Origin of the sequence: Methyloglobulus morosus KoM1 (assembly GCF_000496735.2) — a bacterium.
Lineage (GTDB): Bacteria > Pseudomonadota > Gammaproteobacteria > Methylococcales > Methylomonadaceae > Methyloglobulus > Methyloglobulus morosus.
The window spans coordinates 1-18,187 of record NZ_AYLO01000092.1 but is presented as its reverse complement, the minus strand read 5'-3'; the positions used below and the strand labels follow the sequence as shown (position 1 = coordinate 18,187).

The 18,187-nt window shown below is 47.1% G+C and carries 18 protein-coding genes; 11 read left to right on the top strand and 7 right to left on the bottom strand.

The features are described from left to right. Positions 1-46 precede the first annotated feature (46 nt). The gene (locus MGMO_RS12350) at positions 47-307 is read right to left on the bottom strand and encodes a DUF883 C-terminal domain-containing protein (RefSeq protein ID WP_023495394.1); all 261 of its coding nucleotides are present in this window, start codon (positions 305-307) and stop codon (positions 47-49) included. A gap of 522 nt (positions 308-829) precedes the next feature. Continuing rightward, positions 830-1,057 (bottom strand): glycine zipper 2TM domain-containing protein, encoded by a 228-nt coding sequence (locus MGMO_RS12345; RefSeq protein WP_023495393.1) that lies wholly within the window; start codon positions 1,055-1,057, stop codon positions 830-832. Positions 1,058-1,548: 491 nt separating this feature from the next. On the opposite strand from MGMO_RS12345, the gene MGMO_RS12340 reads away from it, so the two are divergent. From MGMO_RS12340 to smbP, 7 genes are all read left to right on the top strand, one after another. Further along, the gene (locus tag MGMO_RS12340) at positions 1,549-1,941 is read left to right on the top strand and encodes a DUF4398 domain-containing protein (RefSeq protein WP_051384040.1); all 393 of its coding nucleotides are present in this window, start codon (positions 1,549-1,551) and stop codon (positions 1,939-1,941) included. A 20-nt stretch (positions 1,942-1,961) separates the two neighbouring features. Beyond that, positions 1,962-2,774, top strand: a complete 813-nt coding sequence (locus MGMO_RS12335) for an OmpA family protein (protein ID WP_023495391.1) — start codon at positions 1,962-1,964, stop codon at positions 2,772-2,774. Positions 2,775-2,897: 123 nt separating this feature from the next. Continuing rightward, positions 2,898-3,485: an NAD(P)H-dependent oxidoreductase gene (locus MGMO_RS12330; RefSeq protein ID WP_023495390.1), complete on the top strand. Its 588-nt coding sequence runs from the start codon at positions 2,898-2,900 to the stop codon at positions 3,483-3,485. A gap of 18 nt (positions 3,486-3,503) precedes the next feature. Then, on the top strand, positions 3,504-6,743 hold the full coding sequence (locus MGMO_RS12325; RefSeq protein ID WP_023495389.1) for an HAD-IC family P-type ATPase: 3,240 nt from the start codon (positions 3,504-3,506) through the stop codon (positions 6,741-6,743). Between the two features lie 461 nt (positions 6,744-7,204). After that, complete coding sequence (locus MGMO_RS12320) at positions 7,205-7,372, top strand: CsbD family protein (protein ID WP_023495388.1); 168 nt, start codon at positions 7,205-7,207, stop codon at positions 7,370-7,372. 88 nt (positions 7,373-7,460) lie between these two features. Then, entirely contained in the window at positions 7,461-7,739 is a 279-nt protein-coding gene (locus MGMO_RS20620) for a CsbD family protein (protein ID WP_023495387.1), read from the top strand. Between the two features lie 147 nt (positions 7,740-7,886). Then, entirely contained in the window at positions 7,887-8,204 is a 318-nt protein-coding gene (gene smbP, locus MGMO_RS12310) for a small metal-binding protein SmbP (RefSeq protein WP_023495386.1), read from the top strand. A gap of 91 nt (positions 8,205-8,295) precedes the next feature. Here the strand turns inward: smbP and MGMO_RS12305 are convergent, their stop codons facing one another. After that, on the bottom strand, positions 8,296-9,378 hold the full coding sequence (locus MGMO_RS12305) for a hypothetical protein (RefSeq protein WP_023495385.1): 1,083 nt from the start codon (positions 9,376-9,378) through the stop codon (positions 8,296-8,298). A 381-nt stretch (positions 9,379-9,759) separates the two neighbouring features. Between MGMO_RS12305 and MGMO_RS12300 the strand changes: the two genes are divergently transcribed. The 4 genes from MGMO_RS12300 to MGMO_RS12285 all read left to right on the top strand — a co-directional run bounded on the left by MGMO_RS12300 (position 9,760) and on the right by MGMO_RS12285 (position 15,594). Next, positions 9,760-10,290, top strand: coding sequence for a hypothetical protein (locus MGMO_RS12300; RefSeq protein ID WP_023495384.1), 531 nt, complete (start codon positions 9,760-9,762; stop codon positions 10,288-10,290). Between the two features lie 353 nt (positions 10,291-10,643). Further along, positions 10,644-11,444, top strand: a complete 801-nt coding sequence (locus tag MGMO_RS12295) for a Crp/Fnr family transcriptional regulator (RefSeq protein WP_023495383.1) — start codon at positions 10,644-10,646, stop codon at positions 11,442-11,444. A gap of 134 nt (positions 11,445-11,578) precedes the next feature. Beyond that, complete coding sequence (locus MGMO_RS19060) at positions 11,579-14,749, top strand: PAS domain S-box protein (RefSeq protein WP_023495382.1); 3,171 nt, start codon at positions 11,579-11,581, stop codon at positions 14,747-14,749. Continuing rightward, positions 14,746-15,594, top strand: coding sequence for a response regulator (locus MGMO_RS12285; protein WP_023495381.1), 849 nt, complete (start codon positions 14,746-14,748; stop codon positions 15,592-15,594). Before MGMO_RS19060 ends, MGMO_RS12285 begins: the two co-directional genes overlap by 4 nt. A gap of 149 nt (positions 15,595-15,743) precedes the next feature. Here MGMO_RS12285 and MGMO_RS12280 read toward each other — a convergent pair whose 3' ends face one another. From MGMO_RS12280 to MGMO_RS12275, 4 genes are all read right to left on the bottom strand, one after another. Then, the gene (locus tag MGMO_RS12280; RefSeq protein WP_023495380.1) at positions 15,744-16,181 is read right to left on the bottom strand and encodes a DUF2721 domain-containing protein; all 438 of its coding nucleotides are present in this window, start codon (positions 16,179-16,181) and stop codon (positions 15,744-15,746) included. A 323-nt stretch (positions 16,182-16,504) separates the two neighbouring features. Further along, the gene (locus tag MGMO_RS19055) at positions 16,505-16,663 is read right to left on the bottom strand and encodes a DUF3309 family protein (protein ID WP_023495379.1); all 159 of its coding nucleotides are present in this window, start codon (positions 16,661-16,663) and stop codon (positions 16,505-16,507) included. 79 nt (positions 16,664-16,742) lie between these two features. Continuing rightward, positions 16,743-16,883, bottom strand: coding sequence for a DUF3096 domain-containing protein (locus MGMO_RS19050; RefSeq protein WP_023495378.1), 141 nt, complete (start codon positions 16,881-16,883; stop codon positions 16,743-16,745). A 304-nt stretch (positions 16,884-17,187) separates the two neighbouring features. Then, positions 17,188-17,838, bottom strand: coding sequence for a BON domain-containing protein (locus MGMO_RS12275; protein WP_023495377.1), 651 nt, complete (start codon positions 17,836-17,838; stop codon positions 17,188-17,190). Positions 17,839-18,187 lie beyond the last annotated feature (349 nt).

Here is an 18,187-nt window from a genome sequence, read left to right as displayed (position 1 = left end):
CCTTCTTATGCAGCGATTGACAACCCACTATGCCTAACGACAAACTCTAGCGACCGCTCATCAACCGGCTTAAAAGGAAACCAACGCCTACGGCTATCCCTAATGAAACGACGGGGTTTTGATGGATGTAACCCCGGCAATCTTCCACAAATTGCTGTTCCGCATTTCTTATATGCTCACCTTTTTGACCTATTGCATCTGCCGCCTGTGTCGCTGCATCCGCTGCTTTATCAACGGCCTCGTGAGCACCTGATTTAACTCGGCCAATGGTTTCATCGACCCTGTTAGTGTTGCCTGTTGCTTTCATAATGGTTTCCTTAAAAATAAACTAGGATTGGATAATGATTAACATTGGGTGATTTTGATAATGCCAACCGGAGATAACGCCACGGTAATTACTGTTTTCCCTAAATATGTATGAGTGGATTACCCAACAACTGGCCAATTAATGATTAAAAATAAGATAAATAATGACCAAAACAAACATCGGCACGCCCACGAGCCAGCCTAAAAAATACCTACCTAAATTCATGCGTATCTCCACTAAAATATTCGTTTATTGACTCGGCTTTCATTCAAACCTTTTGCCAAAAAAGGTGACAATACAATCTGGCAATGAGTCTACTGGTAAAATTTTTTACAGTCGGTACGGTGGCGTACATTGCGGATAAACTGTTTTTTCTACGCTAGTCTTTGCAATGCAGCACTTCGACATGTACTAATTGCCTTGCATAGGCCATCCACTAAAAAGCTTGGATACGCACAGCCTTTGCGCGTATACATCGACTATTTGTCGTTCCTTAATCTAAATTAGATCGCAAGCGGGTTGTCATCTTCGGTTGGGCTTACTGGCTTCGTGGCCGATGAGCCCGCCGACGGCAGCGCCGCCGACGGTTCCAATCCCGCTACCTCCCGTAAGCACGGCACCCCCTAGGGCACCGATACCTGCACCGACGGCGGTATTCTGGCCTTGCGCCGACATACCGGCACAACCAGCCAAACCAAGGAGCATTGCTGCAATCACTGTATTGAGTGCAAATTTTTGTATTGTTTTCATGTATTTTCCTTTTCGTTTAAATTATGTTTCCTTGTTTCGTGCCTGTTCAAGTTCGGTTTAATATCTGCAAAAGTACACCTTTCAACTATCGCCCTGTCCTACAGGATAGACATTGCACCCATCTCAGTTTTTACGGTTTGAGTTTAATCAGAAAACCCTTTGTCGTCTGTCTGGTGACGCACATATGCAGTATTCGATAGCTGCCATTTCCCTTTGAAAATTTGAAAGCATTCCCTGTTCGGGAACTGTTCGATTCCTTAGCTTTATGTACGCTATCGCACGGTGTCTGTTTGCGAAAAAGCGTTTAATTACTACCGATGGTTTTAAGGACGGGAAACCCGCGCTCCAATGGCTGGTTTATGTGGATTGTAGAAGTTGCAATGAGGTTATGCCCACCAAGCCAAGCTGTTGTTAGAAAATTAAAAATCGTTGTATTTGAATTTAAATTCATGACGACGATTCTATTCGGCGTTTACTTAATGGAGAAAAAAATGAAAGATATTTACAACCCTAAGACAAATCAGATAATGCAGAGAATTGCTCTCACCGCAGTTACCACAGTCTTTATGGCAAGTTGCGCTGGCATTCCGGCACCTACAGAACAAATGGCGGTTTCCAAGGTTGCGGTCAGCAATGCAACCAGTGCTGGGGGCAATGAGTTTGCACCGCTACCACTTAAGTCTGCGATGGAGAAGATGGATGGCGCCGAACGGGCAATGGCAGCGGAAAATTACCTGCAAGCTCGGCAACTGGCGGAAGAAGCACAGGTCGATGCCCAACTGGCCGCGACAACGGCGCGTTCGGTCAAGGCACAGAACGCGGCGAGGGCTTTACAAGAAGATAACCGTGTACTTCGCCAGGAAATCGACCGTAACGCCCAATAATCATCAATTAGGAATTCATCATGCAAAAATATCACTACATTCCCACGGCCTTGATCGCACTCTCGATTGTTTCTGGCTGTACCTCCATAACACAAAATCCGTCCCTCGCAGAAGCGCATAGCCGTTACAACAGCGCAAGAACCAACTTCGATGTCGCTAACCTGGCAGCGGTAGAACTGAAAGATGCCAGCGACACCCTGAACAAGGCGGACTCTGCCTTAAACAATAGTGAAAGCGTTGAAACTGTCGATCACCTGGCCTATTTAGCCCAGCAGAAAGTAGGGATTGCACAGGAAACCGCCAAACGGAAAACAGCTGAATTGGCCGTGACCAACGCAGGTGCCAAACGCAATGAAGTCCGCCTGGAAGCGCGTACGGCTGAGGCCGATGCAGCTAAAGCCCAAGTGGCAGATGACCAAGGGTTGATTGCGGAGCTTTTGGCCTTAAACGCGCAAAAAACCGAACGCGGCATGGTGATTACGTTAGGCGACGTATTGTTCAGCACGGGCAAGGCACAGCTAAAACCAGACGGCACGCGCAACATACAAAAGCTGGGCGATTTTCTTACGAAATACCCACAAAACAAGGTATCGGTTGAAGGCCACACGGACAGCGTCGGCAGCAACAGCTACAATCAAGACCTCTCGGACCGCCGAGCCTATTCCGTACGGTCGGCTTTGACGGACATGGGGATCAGCAACGACCGCGTCGCTACCCACGGTTATGGTGAGGAATTTCCGGTTGCCAGCAACAACAATGCCGAAAGCCGTCAATTGAACCGGCGCGTGGAAATCATCCTCTCCGATGCCAACGGCAACATCACGCCAAGGTAAGCGTGCCAAATCATCCTCGATGACCGTCCCGGCCTGGATGGGGACAGCCCTTGAGTATTGTTAGTTCTTTGGGCTACCCCATACCAAATCGAAAAACATTTATAGCGTGACTAAGAGGCAATAATGTCCAAGCAAATCGCAATCATCCAAGGCCATCCTGATCCCAAAGGCAATCATTTCTGTCATGCCTTAGCAAAAGCCTATGCCGAAGGTGCCGAATCGGCAGGGCATAAGGTAACAATAATCGAGGTTGCCCAAATGGATTTCCCCCTATTGCGTTCTCAGGAAGACTACGATCATGGCGAGCCAGTCGAATCTATTCGAAATGCCCAGCAAATCATTCGAGAGGCAGAACATCTGGTGATATTTTATCCTTTGTGGCTTGGCACCCTGCCTGCCTATTTCAAAGCGTTTCTGGAGCAAGTATTTAGGCCAGGATTTGCGGCCAACAAGCCTGCAAATGGTGGTCTGTGGGAAAAACTATTAACTGGCAGAAGCGCACGGGTTGTGGTCTCGATGGCAATGCCAGCTTTTATTTATCGCTGGTATTACCTTGCTCATAGCCTGAAAAGCCTGGAGCGAAATATCCTAAGTTTTTGTGGGATCGGGCCGATTAAGGAAACACTCATTGGCATGGTTGATACCCTTAACGATAAAAAAGGAAAAGAATGGCTAGACAAAATGTATTTACTTGGATCGGATAGTAAATAAGTTTTATGGATAAATCTAATGCAATGGCGTAATAGCACCGAGCGTTACGGATCGCTGTCAATTGGACTCCACTGGTTAATGCTGCTACTGCTTGTAGCAGTGTACGCGTGCATTGAACTACGCGGTTTTTTCCCCAAAGGCAGCGATCTTCGGGAAGCATTAAAGACTTGGCATTTCATGCTGGGGCTGTTTGTTTTCGTTTTAGTCTGGCTGCGCTTGCTGACATACCTGACCAGCCCTTTCCCACGAATTAAGCCAGAACTGCCAAAGTGGCAAAAGCTATCTTCCAGGATAATAAAATTGGCGCTGTATGCCCTGATGATTGTAATGCCACTCGCCGGGTGGTTGATTCTCAGTGCCGAAGGAAAGCTTATTCCATTCTTCGGCCTACAACTCCCGGCACTAATCAACGAAAATAAAAATGTCGCAGAATTGATTAAGGAGATACACGGGGCTGTTGGCACGGTGGGTTATTTCCTTATCGGTTTACATGCCGCTGCTGCGCTGTTTCACCACTATGTTTTACGGGATAACATCTTGCGGCGGATGTTACCGACCGAGCCGAATTTAAGCCCTAACCTTGCAAATGCACAACCTGACGTAGATAACAAAATAGCTATCGTTGATGCCAAGGCTGTTGAAGCTATTGATAGGCAACAGCCGATGAAAGGGAACGAAAACTTTCCAGGCCTAAGTGCGACAATGGCGGCAGACCGTCTGAAACAGGACGGCTACAACGAGTTGCCAACGACTGATAAACGCGGATTTCTGCGAATCGTATTCGAAATATTGCGCCAACCTATGTTTGCGCTCTTAATCGGTGGAGGAGTCGTTTATCTACTCTTGGGCGACCGAACGGAAGCCGTCATGTTGCTTTTGTTTGCTTGCTTCTCGGTTATTATCACTATTGTCCAGGAGTCTCGAAGTGAGCATGTATTGGAAGCGTTGCGTAACCTTGCCAGCCCACGGGCATTGGTGATCCGCAATGGTAAGAGAACTCTCGTCGCCGGTAGAGAAGTAGTGCGTGATGATCTTATCATAATTTCCGAAGGCGATCGGGTAGCGGCGGATGCAACTCTGTTATCGGCGCAAGATTTATTACTCGACGAATCGCTGCTCACTGGTGAAGCTGTGCCTGTACGTAAAGTAGCCCAAGAGACTGCCGTAAAGACTCAAGATCAAAGTGCCGTGCCGAAGCCGGGCGGTGAAGACTTACCTTATATCTTTGCCGGAACCCTGGTTGTACGCGGCACTGGACAGGCGCTGGTACACTCAACCGGCATTCGCAGTGAAATGGGTAAAATCGGTCGATCTCTCGGCAGCATCGAAACAGAACAACCTGGTTTGCAACTGCAAATACAATCGTTTGTACGTACCTTCGCCATTATCGGTGCTGTCGTCGGTGTGGCAGCGGTATTGCTGTTTGGACTTTTGCGTGGCTCATGGCTTGAGGCCATGCTGAGCGGAATCGCACTTGGAATGTCTTTGCTCCCAGAAGAATTCCCTTTGGTCTTAGCAGTATTCATGGCAATGGGTGCATGGCGCATTTCGCAAGCCCGGGTGCTCACTCGTCGCGCCTCCGCGATAGAGACGCTAGGCGCTACCACGGTGTTATGCACCGACAAGACAGGAACACTTACCGAAAATCGCATGACGGTTGTTTCCATAGTTAACGAAAATACCCGTTGGGATCAAGATGGAAAGACTGTGCTAGCGGATAAGACAAAAGAAACGTTAGAGGTTGCTTTGTTCGCATGTCCTCGTGAACCAACAGACCCGATGGATATAGCCGTGCATGCGCTTGCGGAAAAGCAGATCGGTCCAAGCAAAGAGAGTTTCGCACATCACACCCTTGTTCACGCCTATGGACTCAGGCCGGATTTGTTTGCAGTAGCGAACATAATGTCCAGCGAAGCTGATAGTAGCGGCACGGCTTATGCCAAGGGCGCTGTCGAAGCCATAGCGGAGCTGTGTCAACTGTCAACAGAGCGGTTGGACAGTATTCGTAAACAGGTAGATGCCTTGGGACTTGATGGGGTTCGCGTGTTAGGTATCGCCAAGGCAAGCGTGCCGAATGCCGCACAGGAACAAAACCTGCCTGAAACGCCCCGTGGACTGAAATTTGAGTTTGCTGGACTCATCGGGTTTACCGACCCGATACGTGTCAATGTGCCTGCCGCCGTTGCCGAATGTCGTTCGGCAGGGATAAGGGTTGTGATGATAACCGGAGATTATCCCGCAACCGCCCATGCCATTGGGCTACAGGCTGGTCTGGACGCGACGAATGTACTCACTGGCGACGACATCGAAACCCTATCCGATGATGATCTGGCTCTCCGGGTGAAATCGACATCGATATTCGCACGTATCCAGCCTAACCAAAAACTTCGCATTGTCCAGAGCCTGAAGGCAAACGGCGAGATCGTCGCCATGACTGGCGATGGCGTAAACGATGCGCCGGCAATCAAGGCGGCCCACATTGGTATTGCGATGGGTGGACGTGGCACCGATGTCGCGCGTGAAGCCTCCGCAATCGTCCTACTGGACGATGATTTTAGCTCAATCGTGAAAACAATCCGTTTAGGCCGACGTATCTACGACAACCTGCGTAAGGCGATTGAGTACATTATCGCAGTCCATATCCCCATAGCCGGACTCACGCTAATGCCCTTGTTGCTGGGGCTACCGCTAATACTCACACCGATCCATATCGCATTTCTCGAAATGGTTATTGATCCCGCGTGTTCGGTGGTATTTGAAGCCGAACAGGAAGAAGAGGATGTGATGCAACGCCCCCCGCGTGATCCCGAAAGTCCGTTGATTTTGCCAAAGCGAATTATTTGGGCAGCCCTGCAAGGATTTTTGGTTTTCGCGATATTAGCGGTTGTTTTCATAGTTGCGGCGCGAATGGGACTACCAGCACCTGATTTACGTGCGCTGATCTTCACATCTCTAGTCCTGATGAATATGGGTCTAATTATGGTCAACCGTTCGTTTAAAGCCTCGCTGGGTCGGGCGTTTTGGCGACCTAATCGTTCGCTTGGGGTTCTGTTTGGCAGCGTAATGGCACTCCTTGCAATGGCCGTTTATTGGCAACCGGCGCAATCGTTGTTCCATTTTGGCCGATTGCACGGGGATGACCTTGCCGTATGTGCCGTCGCCGGTTTCTTAAGCTTACTGTTATTGGAAGCGATCAAGGCGGTATGGTTTCGGGCTGAAGGCAAGGATAGTAAGACCAGATTGCCGCAACCGAGTTGAATACAGTCATTCGGGTGGACGAGATATCCAATCACTCTGTCATTTAGAAATATTCGAAATCAATGTATTGGTAGCAGGAATTCAGTTATCGCCGACAGCGGCTTTATGTATGATACCGTACAGACTAAGGTTATATTTTGGGATAAAGTGTATATAAAGTTTCATCAAAACAACGGCTTTGTTAAGTAGGGATTCATCGCCATTCGGATTGTTAGCCTCCCTCTAAAGCGGATTATTAGTTTAATCCGCATTTTTTTGGCGTACTTTATCCAAAACAATTGACAAATCTCAAATCGATTTAAGCATTTCGGTTTAAAGATTCATGTAAGCTTATTCCTTAACTGTTCGTTACCGCACCGACAAAACTGAGTTTTGAGTGTATCGTCCTGACTAGCGATGGATAACATCATTCCACGCCTTGGCCATGGCTATCATGGCTAACACATTATCAGGAGACACTCATGAACAAAGATCAAGTGAAAGGCAAAATCGAAGAAGTAAAAGGTAAAGTCAAGGAAGCAGCAGGCGTAGTATTGGATGACAAAGATATGGAATCAGAAGGTAATGTCGAAAAAAACGTCGGCAAGGTACAAAAAGGCTTAGGTGATCTCAAGGAAGCCCTTAAGTAGGCAACTCTCAATCACTGCCATATTACGGGCAAGCCTTTCAAGGCTTGCCTGCTGATCGGTATTAACAAATTTTTCACAGGAAACAAACATGAAAGTCAATCCTATAAAACGTAGCGGTTTATTGGCGGCTATTGTCCTGGCCTTCTGCTCGTTGTGCGCTTATGCCGAAGAAAAACAGGACGAGCCTTATATGAATAAAGACCAAGTCAATGGCAGGGTCGAAGAAACCAAAGGTAAAGTTAAGGAAGTCACCGGCAAGATACTGGACGACAAGGGAATGGAGACTGAAGGAAAGATCCAAAAGAATGTCGGCAAGATGCAAAAAGGCATTGGTGACATCAAGGAAGATATTAAGAAAGACCAGTAACATCAACAATGATACGTCCTTTTAAGGACTGAACCGTTCTTTCTGGGCGAATCGAAACCCACAAGCCTTTCGACAGGCTCAAGGCGAACGGAGTTTAAAACTTCGTATGGCTGAGCCAATAATCACACACTATTACAGGAAATAACTATGAAAAACTATAATATGAAGCTATCCAGTTTATCAGCAGGTATCCTCTTGACCTTGGTCTCATTCGGTGCTTATGCTGGGGAAAGCCACATGGCGGAAGCCCTCAAACATGCGGAAGCTGCTGTTAAAGCTGACGATGGCAAGACGATCGCCGAACATGCGGAAGTCGCTAAGACCCATGCCAAAACCGCCGATGAGCACCTGGATGCAGGCATTGCCAGCCTGAATGATGCTATCGATCATGGCAAGATGAAACATGCCGACTTAGCCAAGAAATCTGCCGAAGAAGCCGTTACTCATTTGAAAGCCGCGCAATAAATTGTCTATTGATTACGCTTAGCTTAGCTCATGGCGGGGTTTCCCCGCCTTTTTTATGCCTGTTTAGTTGTCAAGCAACAACCTGTTGGGGTTATTTAATGGTAGGTAGCACGATACAAAGATGATGCTGAGGCCGATTAGATTCAAACTGAATAATCCTTTTGACCACGTCCTCACCACTACTTTCACCAACGGGCCCCGATACGATGTGGCCGCTTGCGTCGCTTACCAGGTGTACGTAACTCATATGGGGGCCGCCCGCTAAGGTCGAATTGATCAATAACTCAGTTTCATCTTTCTGCACGCCTTTTACCGGGGCAACACTGCCAGGATTGCACGCGCCGAAAAAAATCAGGCCGTCCGCTATTAATAGCGAATTCAGGGATGTTATGAAATGAAAGAACCGTTCTGTAGAGACTTCAACTGATTTCTTAATTTTAAACAGTGATTTTCTACAAATGAGTTCACAAAGATGTCGTTGATAGTCTCGCTGCTCGGTTGGCCGTAAAGCAAGTCTTTCTGCCGAGCAATTACGTTGATAACAAAGATTGTCCAGTGGTTGGATTTGTTTTTCAAGTCCCGTAAGCTGTTGCCAGATGGCATCGAACTCCATTGATGCCAAATCCTTCCAATGCGCCGCCATATAATCATTAAACAGGCGATTCTTTTCGGTATCGTAGGTAATGGTCAACTCATTTTTTAGCCCCGGCTGCGCCTCGGAAAGAAAGAGCAATTCGCCTGTGCTACCTGTTATCTTATGTTCTTGCACATACATGGCGTTTTTGAGTATGGGGCCGTCATAACCACCGTGGCTGATAAAAACAATCCGATCAAAAGAAGCCCCCTGCTGCACCAACTGCTCGACTTGTTGGAAATAATCTGACCAACTCCAAACATCACGTAATTGCTTGACGTGCATGCCGAACCGATTACGATAAAAAGCTCCCAAGGCCCGTGCGGGTTGCTCAGGCCACCTCGGGTTCTCATCGATGTCCTGGTCTCCACTCAGTAAGGGCACAAGCAGCACATGCCTGGGTGGTTGCTGTAACTTCAAATCGCTCAATTTTGTAGAATAAGGCAAACAAGGCTTAGTTGAATGTTCATCGCCGTAGGCGTTGGCGGCATACATACCTAGCAGCAAGAGAGGAACTAAAAATTGGTTCAATGTTGTCATTAAATTACAGGTCCATCAAGTAGGTTTATTGCCTATATTGGGTTATTTTTTCGTCGATTAAAGTACCCAGAAAAACGCCTTGATTTACGGGACAATGAATTTTGATTTTTCTAAATAGTAAAGAAAAATCAGGAATTTTTCTGTTCGGAAGCGTACATAAGTTATGACAATGTTAACGACAACAAATTCTGGATGAAAGCCTTTTTATTGCTGAAAGAAAGGCCGTGAAAATAGTCTAGAAATGTCCGCCTATGTGCGTTACCGAACAGTGATTACCCAGTGATTCTGATAATTTGATAACCCTAAGTAGAAAGCTATTCATTTCAAGCTTTTTTCCCATTCTTTATCGATGGGGCAATCGTTATCCATTTAGGGGGAACCATGTTTACCAAAAAAATCAAAATCGTCTTTAAAATATTGGTTATTTTGGGACTTGCGTCGACATTGCAAATCGCCAATGCCAATATTTGGCCTTCAACAGGTTCGTTGGAATTGATTAAATCGTCCTGTCCAACTGGCTTTGGTCAGTATCAAGAACTCAATCAATTAAAGAAAGAAATTGCCGCGGCTAAATCACTGAATGATGCCCGTAAGATAGCCCTTGTACCCACTGATGAAGCCATTGAAGCCCTGAACAATGCACGAATAATAATGCCATTCAGCGATGACCTCCGTTCGGCGAAAACCCGTCTCAGTGATGCCCGGTCACGTATACTAGTGGCATCCTCCCAAGCAGAAGTTGCCGATGAATTCTCCGGCATGATGCTCGCGGGGCTTGATAATGACAATGTTGCCCATGTAAGTGCCGGTGGCGGGAGTTGCAATTACTCGACAGGTGAGACTATTGCCATCGTGATCGGATTGATCCTTGGGATTATCCCTGGCCTGATCTTGTTGGTATTGCTTTGTTAAGCCATTATCGGCACCCATTAAGCCGACGCTACCTTGAGGCTATCTGCATTTGCTGAGTTGTCCATTCACGTTGCGATCTTTTATTTCTGCCCTATTTTCATCTGACCAATGATATTACGTAATTACCTTGGGAAACTCTGAACTTGTGATTCCGCTCATGGTTCGACAAGCTCACCACGAACGGAATCAAAGTCTTACCGTTCGTCCTGAGCCTGTCGAAGGATTTAATCAGAGTTACCCTTGGTGTATTGTGTTAAAAGGGAACAGGCAGCGTAGTTTTTTATCCTCCCATAATCATTTCTCGCTGATTACTCATTTCCAACCTCTTAGATACATACTTTAGGGATAAGAAAATGGTCGCAATTTTGAATACACGGCATATCCCCGATCAACATAACCCAAATCAAAACCATCTTCTCGCTGCCTTGCCTGCGGAAATATTCGGGCGTCTGTCGCCCCATCTGGAACTGGTCTCCATGCCGCTTGGAAAAGTCTTGTGCGAATCCGGCGACCAATTGCATCACGTCTATTTTCCGACGACCGCCATCGTGTCCCTGCACTACGTCATGGAAAATGGCTCATCAGCAGAAATAGCAGGCGTGGGTAATGAAGGCGTAGTCGGAATTTCACTGTTCATGGGAGGCAAAACCACACCCAGTTTAGCGACAGTACAGGCTACGGGTTGGGGCTACCGCCTGAAAGAGCGTCTAATGATAGAGGAATTTAACCAAGCAGGATCGATGATGCGTTTGATGTTACGTTACACCCAAGTTTTAATGACACAGATTTGCCAAACGGCGGCCTGCAATCGCTATCATTCGATAGAGCAGCAACTGTGTCGCTGGTTATTGTTAACTCTTGATAGATTGCCCTCGAACGAATTGACCATTACGCAGGAATTGATTGCCATTATGCTGGGTGTCCGCCGCGAAGGCATTACGGAAGCCGCCGGGAATTTACAACGTGCTGGCCTGATCAATTATCGACGTGGTCACATCACGGTACTTAACCGTTCAGGATTGAAATCCAGTGCGTGCGAATGCTACGACGTCGTCAAGAGAGAATCTAATCGTTTGCTATGCGAAAAAGGAGTGGTTACAAGTTTTCCAGTTAATTCCACGGCGGGAAATCTAGGTCCCAATAAACCTTATTAATACCCGAGAATGATTGGTCTCCAAATCAATGACAATTTTATGATAATTCCCACACTCCGGTAAATTATGCCTAATTTAATTTCACTACTACCCTTATTCACTTCGATTCTGGTAGATGACGAGGGAAACCTACCTTGAAACCTTACCGCAATAGATATTTTCCACCGTTTGTCGTCGTAAGCTTATTTTTAATATTAGCAGCAGTCGTAGTAACGGCATCGTTCTGGGCTTTCAGGGAAATAGAGACAGCCGCCGAGGCGCGAAAGCATACCTTCACAGCCATAAATCGTGCCAATGTTTTGCTGTCCGAATTAAAAGATGCCGAGACTGGGCAGCGTAGCTATGCACTAACAGGCGACGAATCCTTTTTGAAACCGTATTTGGCGGTGCGCGATAACGTCAATGGACATCTGAAACAATTGCGTCAACCCGCCTTAAGCAGCACTGCCCAAAACCACCTGGACGCACTCATGCCACTGGTAGATGCCAAGATAGAGCAATTAGCAAAGGTCATTGCGTTGCGCCGTAACAATCACATGAATGCCGGCCTGGAGATTGTAAACAGCAAAGAAGGCATGCGATTGATGGATTCAATCCGTGCCGAAATGAATGGCTTTATCAAACTAAAAGAAGGCATGTTGGCACAGGACGAAGCAAAGTTCCAATCGAACATGTTCCGTCTATTTACCATCATCGTTGCCGCAACCGTGTTTACGCTGCTGTTTGCGCTTTGGTTTGCTTATTTGATCTATCAACAAACACAGCAGCGGCTCAAGAATTTGGTGCATCTCGAAACTCAGCATTTGCTTGAGATACAAGAGGAGACGAATAAGCAATTGCAGCAGGTCAATATCGCTTTGGCGGAAAGCCAGGAAAGGCTGCTCGTTACGCTCAACTCCATTGGCGACGCCGTCATAGCCAGCGATACCCAAGGGCGGGTGACGTTACTGAATCCCCTTTCCGAACGGCTTACCGGTTGGACGCAGGCGGAAGCTATCGGCCAGCCTGTGGAAGACATACTCCACATTATTGACCAGGAAACCCGGCTAGCGATTGCTATCCCGATACAGCAAGCCTTGGCGACTGGCGAGATACAGAGCATGACCAACCATACCGTATTGATTGCACGCGGTGGTAGTGAATGTATTATCGCAGACAGTTGCGCCCCGATTCGCAACTACCTCGGCAATGTGGTTGGTGCTGTGTTGGTGTTCCGCGATGTCTCCAAGGATTATGCCGCCAAGCAGGTCTTGCGTGACAATGCCACGCGGATTCAAACTATTCTTAATACCGTGGGGGATGCCATCATCACCTTCCATGCCCACAACGGTAAGGTCGAGACTGTCAATCCCGCCGCTGAAAAAATGTTTGGCTATTCTGCCGAAGCCCTCATCGGACAGCCCTTTAGTTTACTGATACCCGAGCTTGATCCGGAGCAACGCAAAGGATCCCTCGAATTTTATAGCGCAAGCGACCAGGCACTCGCCGTCGGTCTCGGACGTGAGGTTGTGGGTCAACGCTACGACGGCAGTGTTTTTCCGCTGGAGATAGCAGTCAGCGAGATGTGGCTGGATAGCCAGCGTTACTTCATCGGCATTTTGCGTGATATCACCATACGCAAACAAGCCGAAGAAATGCTGCTTAAAGCGAGTACCTTGCAGGACGCGATTTTCAATAGCGCCAACTTTTCGAGTATCGCCACTGACGCAAAGGGTGTCATCCAAATTTTCAATGTGGGTGCCGAGCGTATGCTTGGCTATACGGCCTCCGACGTGATAAATAAGGTCACGCCAGCTGACATTTCCGACCCACAGGAAGTGATCGCACGTGCAAAAGCACTAAGTACCGAACTTGAAACCCCTATTACACCGGGCTTTGAGGCATTGGTGTTCAAGGCCTCACGTGGCATCGAAGATATTTATGAACTGACCTACATCCGTAAGGATGGCAGTCATTTACCGGCGGTCGTGTCGGTCACGGCACTACGCGATGTCCAAAATGAAATTATCGGCTACCTTTTGATTGGCACAGATAATACCGAACGTAAGCGGATAGAAGCAGAACGTGTGTCGCTCTTTGAGGCACTGCAGGATAAGAACAGCGAATTGGAGAGCACAAAGTCTGTGGCGGAAAAAGCCAATCTCGCCAAATCGGATTTCCTGTCCAGCATGAGCCATGAGTTGCGTACCCCGCTCAATGCCATCCTTGGCTTTGCCCAATTACTGGAGGCAAGTAAACCGGCGCCATCATCCACCCAGAAACTAAGGATAGACCAGATTATCAAAGCAGGCTGGTATTTGCTGGAGCTGATTAACGAAATCCTCGATCTTGCGTTGATCGAATCCGGCAAAGTATCACTGTCCCAGGAATCGGTGTCGCTAATCGATGTCCTAAGCGAATGTCGAGACATGATGGAACCGCAGGCACAACTGCATGGCATTATGCTGAGCTTTCTCCCGCTTGACGATACATGGTTTGTCTATGCTGATCGAACCCGCTTAAAGCAAGTATTGATCAACCTACTTTCCAATGCGATCAAATACAACCGAGAGGATGGCACGATAACAGTTAATTGCTCCGCCAATGCCCTAGCACACCTACGCATCAGCATCAAAGACAGCGGTTCGGGATTGTCATCGGATCAGTTAGCACAACTCTTCCAGCCGTTCAATCGGCTCGGGCAAGAGACCGGCACCGTGGAAGGCACAGGCATCGGCCTAGTTGTCACCAAGCAACTCGTCGAGCTAATGAAAGGCAAGATTGGCGTGGATAGCACTGTCGGGATGGGCAGCGAATTCTGGATCGAACTGATCCGCAGTGCTGCACCGCAACTTGACGTTCAAGATACAATGCCCACGAAACGTACACAGCACGCACAGGAAAACGCGGCACTGTATACCCTGCTCTATGTGGAAGACAATCCGGCCAACCTGCTGCTGGTCGAGCAAATAATTGAGGACCGCCATGATATGTGTATGCTGAGTGCGGGCGATGGTAAGCGCGGTATTGCGCTTGCGCGTACCCAATTCCCGAATGTGATCTTGATGGACATCAACCTACCCGGCATCAGCGGAATGGACGCTTTAAAAATACTGCTCCATGATCCGGCAACAACGCACATTCCCGTCATTGCCCTCAGTGCCAACGCCATGCCCCATGATATAGAAAAAGGGTTGAAGGCGGGTTTCTACCGCTATCTTACCAAACCCATCAAAATCGATGAATTTACGGATGCCTTAAACGAGGCACTGAAATCTTCTGAATTGGAATTAATTAAAACCAATGAAACCGGACAACACCTATGATTAATGAACAAGACATTCTGAACGCCAGTATCCTGATCGTTGACGACCAACAGTCCAACGTATTACTGCTGGAAGAAATGCTGCATGATGTCGGCTATGCTTGTATTGCATCGACAACTGACCCTTATATGGCCTGCGAGTTGCATCGCAAAAACCGCTATGATTTGATGTTGCTAGACCTGCAAATGCCTGGACTGGATGGCTTCCAGGTGATGGAAGGACTTAAGCAAATCGAAACGGGCGGCTACCTTCCGGTACTTGCAATTACTGCACAACCCGGCCACAAGCTCCGTGCACTCATCGCAGGCGCGAAAGATTTCATAGCCAAACCCTTTGATTTGGTCGAAATACAGACGCGCATCCATAACATGCTGGAAGTGCGCCTGTTGTACAGGGAGCTTGAGATCCAAAATAAGGTTTTGGAGCAGAAGGTACTGGAACGGACCGCCGAACTGCGTGAAAGCGAAGCACGGTTCCGCCGCTTAACTGAGCTGTCTTCCGACTGGCATTGGGAGCAAGATAAGAACGGGCATTTCACCAAGATTTTCGGCCCAGTGTATGACATGCTTGGTATTCGTGTTAATGACGACCTGACCATAACAAGGGATTATCAGGGCGGGACATGGAACGAGTGCGAGCGGGACATACTTGAGGAGTACCTAACAACTAGACAACCATTCCTGGATTTTGTCTACAGCCGAACTAAACCCGATGGCTCGCAGCAATATTTAATGGTGAGCGGAGAACCGATTTTTTCGCCTTCTGGCCGCTTTATGGGCTATCGTGGTATCGGGAAGGAAGTGACTGAAGCGATGGCGACCCGACAAGGAGTCACCAGCAGCTAATAAGTAGCTTGTTACCTGAACGCTTTGACACAAAGCAGCCCACTGTAACTATTCCAAGAGCACTTGCCATTTTTGTGTCTTGCATTCAAATGCGATGCCTAGTACACAGTCCTGACGGCGTCCTTCTTACCTATGTGACAGGTATTGTATTACGGACGACTAGCACGGACATGCACGGTCGCCAGAAAAATTTCACACATAAAATTAAGCAGCGCAACAATTAAGCACAACATGGCTGCAACAAATAGTGCGGCGATTACTGCCGCTATGTCGACATCGACAAATGAACCTAAGAACAACACCGCAATGACCGAGCATATCAAAAGCAAACAAATAGTGCATAGGCCAATCGCCAAATGAATAAGCCGGGCGCGCTGTTTCAAGGATTTCAGCTCAACACTTATTGTTTGGTCTGTTTCAACGGCTGCCACGGATCTGCCATACAAGAGCCTGGTCCGATCGATAATGCGGCCTAGACGGTTGGTCAAGACCGATAAAATGCTGGCAACCCCAGTCAACAAAAACACTGGCGCTACCGCAAGTTGAATGGCGTGGGCAATCGTGGTAACAGGCAATTCTGTCATCATTAACAAGACTTATGTTGAAAAATTAATAGCAACTTAGTTAACCTAAAATCAATCATCAAGTATTCATTCACCCAGAACTGCCCGTACTTGATGCGGTTGCCCGTCATCCCGCAAAGCAATACGATTGCTGCTTAATCGAAACCCTCTGTCCAACCCTATAAAGGAGTTGCCGCTAGACACACTGACGATTTTCAATCGTGATTGTCATAACGGTTAGTTTCGGACTTCTAAACAGTTATCGATTTATTACTTTGTAAACTAGACGTTACCTATTTTGCACAGCATCAAAATCAAAGGTACAAAAAAGTTGTTTAGCTTAGAAGCTAGATTCTGCCCATCAAGATCAAGATTATTAAGATGATCAGGATTAACCCGATCCCACCGCTGGGCCTATAACCCCATCCCCGGCTATGCGGCCAAGCTGGAATGACACCAATAAGCATCAGGATGATAACGATGAGTAAGATTGTGCTTAGTGACATAATAGTATCCCTGATAAAGAAAAATTATTAAACTGGAAATTATTACAATGTGATGCGTCCTCCCTTTAGGAAGGGACTCTCACTTGATGCTATGGCCCATTAGCCCTAGGACACCCACGACGATCAAATATACCGCCACAAAATAATTTAAAAACCTGGGCACCAGTAAAATTAATATCCCCACCACAAGCGCCAGTAGGGGTTCGATTGCGATATTCATGGAATCCTCCTTAAGTGATAAATTACCCCTTTTAGCTTAGCGACAAGGCATGATATTGTCTGTGCGGTATAGTACATAAGACCCTCCAACAGAAGCTAGGCTTCAGGTTTTTGACAGTTGATGTGTCGGACAATTTTCAACAGGGAATCTACAGCTTCCGGCTTAAGCTTGTAAATTATCGAACTCAGCGCCAGCCTTGGCTGAAACGTCCGTGTTCCAGTTTATTCATCAAACCTGTTGAGGGTCAGCATCAATAATTGGCCGCCACATTATGCCCATAACGGCCGGAAACCGTAATAAGCCCTTATTTTTTGCTCGATGCGTTAACGCTTACCATCAGGTCACTTTGCACTGCTTTTACATTCGCCTGACCACTGGCGACTTCTATCGCTTTAGCGATATTTTGTTCGGAATCGACCGTGCCACTCAATTTCACGATTCCTTTGTCTGTGGTCACTTCGATATGGGATGCGCTCAACCAGGAACTCCCCAAAATCGCTGCCTTAACCTTTGCGGTAATGACTGTATCATCAATATATTCACCCGTTGTTTCAGATTTCTCAGTTGTCGAGTCTTTAATATCATCAAGTTTTTTTTCTACATTTTCTTTGATTTGCGCAACTTTGTCCTTTGCTTGCTCGGAATTTTCATCAACCCTATCTTCAGATTTATCCAATACTTCCTTAGAGGCTTCAGTTGATTTATTAATACTCTCCTTCGCCTGTTCGGCATTCTTATCTAACGAATCCTTCATGCCTTCAAGTTGTCGTTTGGCAACTTTGTCCGTTTTTTCAATCGATTTATCGGCATTTTTGGCGGCATTACTCATCCTTTGCCCGGCCTGTTCTGATGAACCATCTTGGCAACCCGCCAGGCCAAGAACAGCCGATAAACAGGTCATCACAAGAACTCTACTGGCTATAAATTTTTGATTGTATTCGTTTGTTGTTTTCATGGAATTTTCCTTTGTGTCGTGTGCGTTAAAAATGCGTCAAGGACATAGTGTTAACTTTCTTATCTTTAAAATTGGGAAGAAAAAACACTTTATAAGATCAAGCGCAGCGCGCTGAAAACTTGGTTAGAGATTAGCGATATGCTCAGGAGTTGTCTGTACGTTATCGTACATAAAAACTCAACAACCATCGGTATGGTTCTGTATTATTGATTCGGCCTTGTGAAGTATTAAGTTTCCGTTCGCCAAGCCTGTCGAAAGGCGGCGTGTGCTTCGACAAGGCTCTCCTGAGCTTAGTCGAAGGGCTCAGCACGAACGGTTCAGACATTAAAAGGCCGAATCTATAACATCG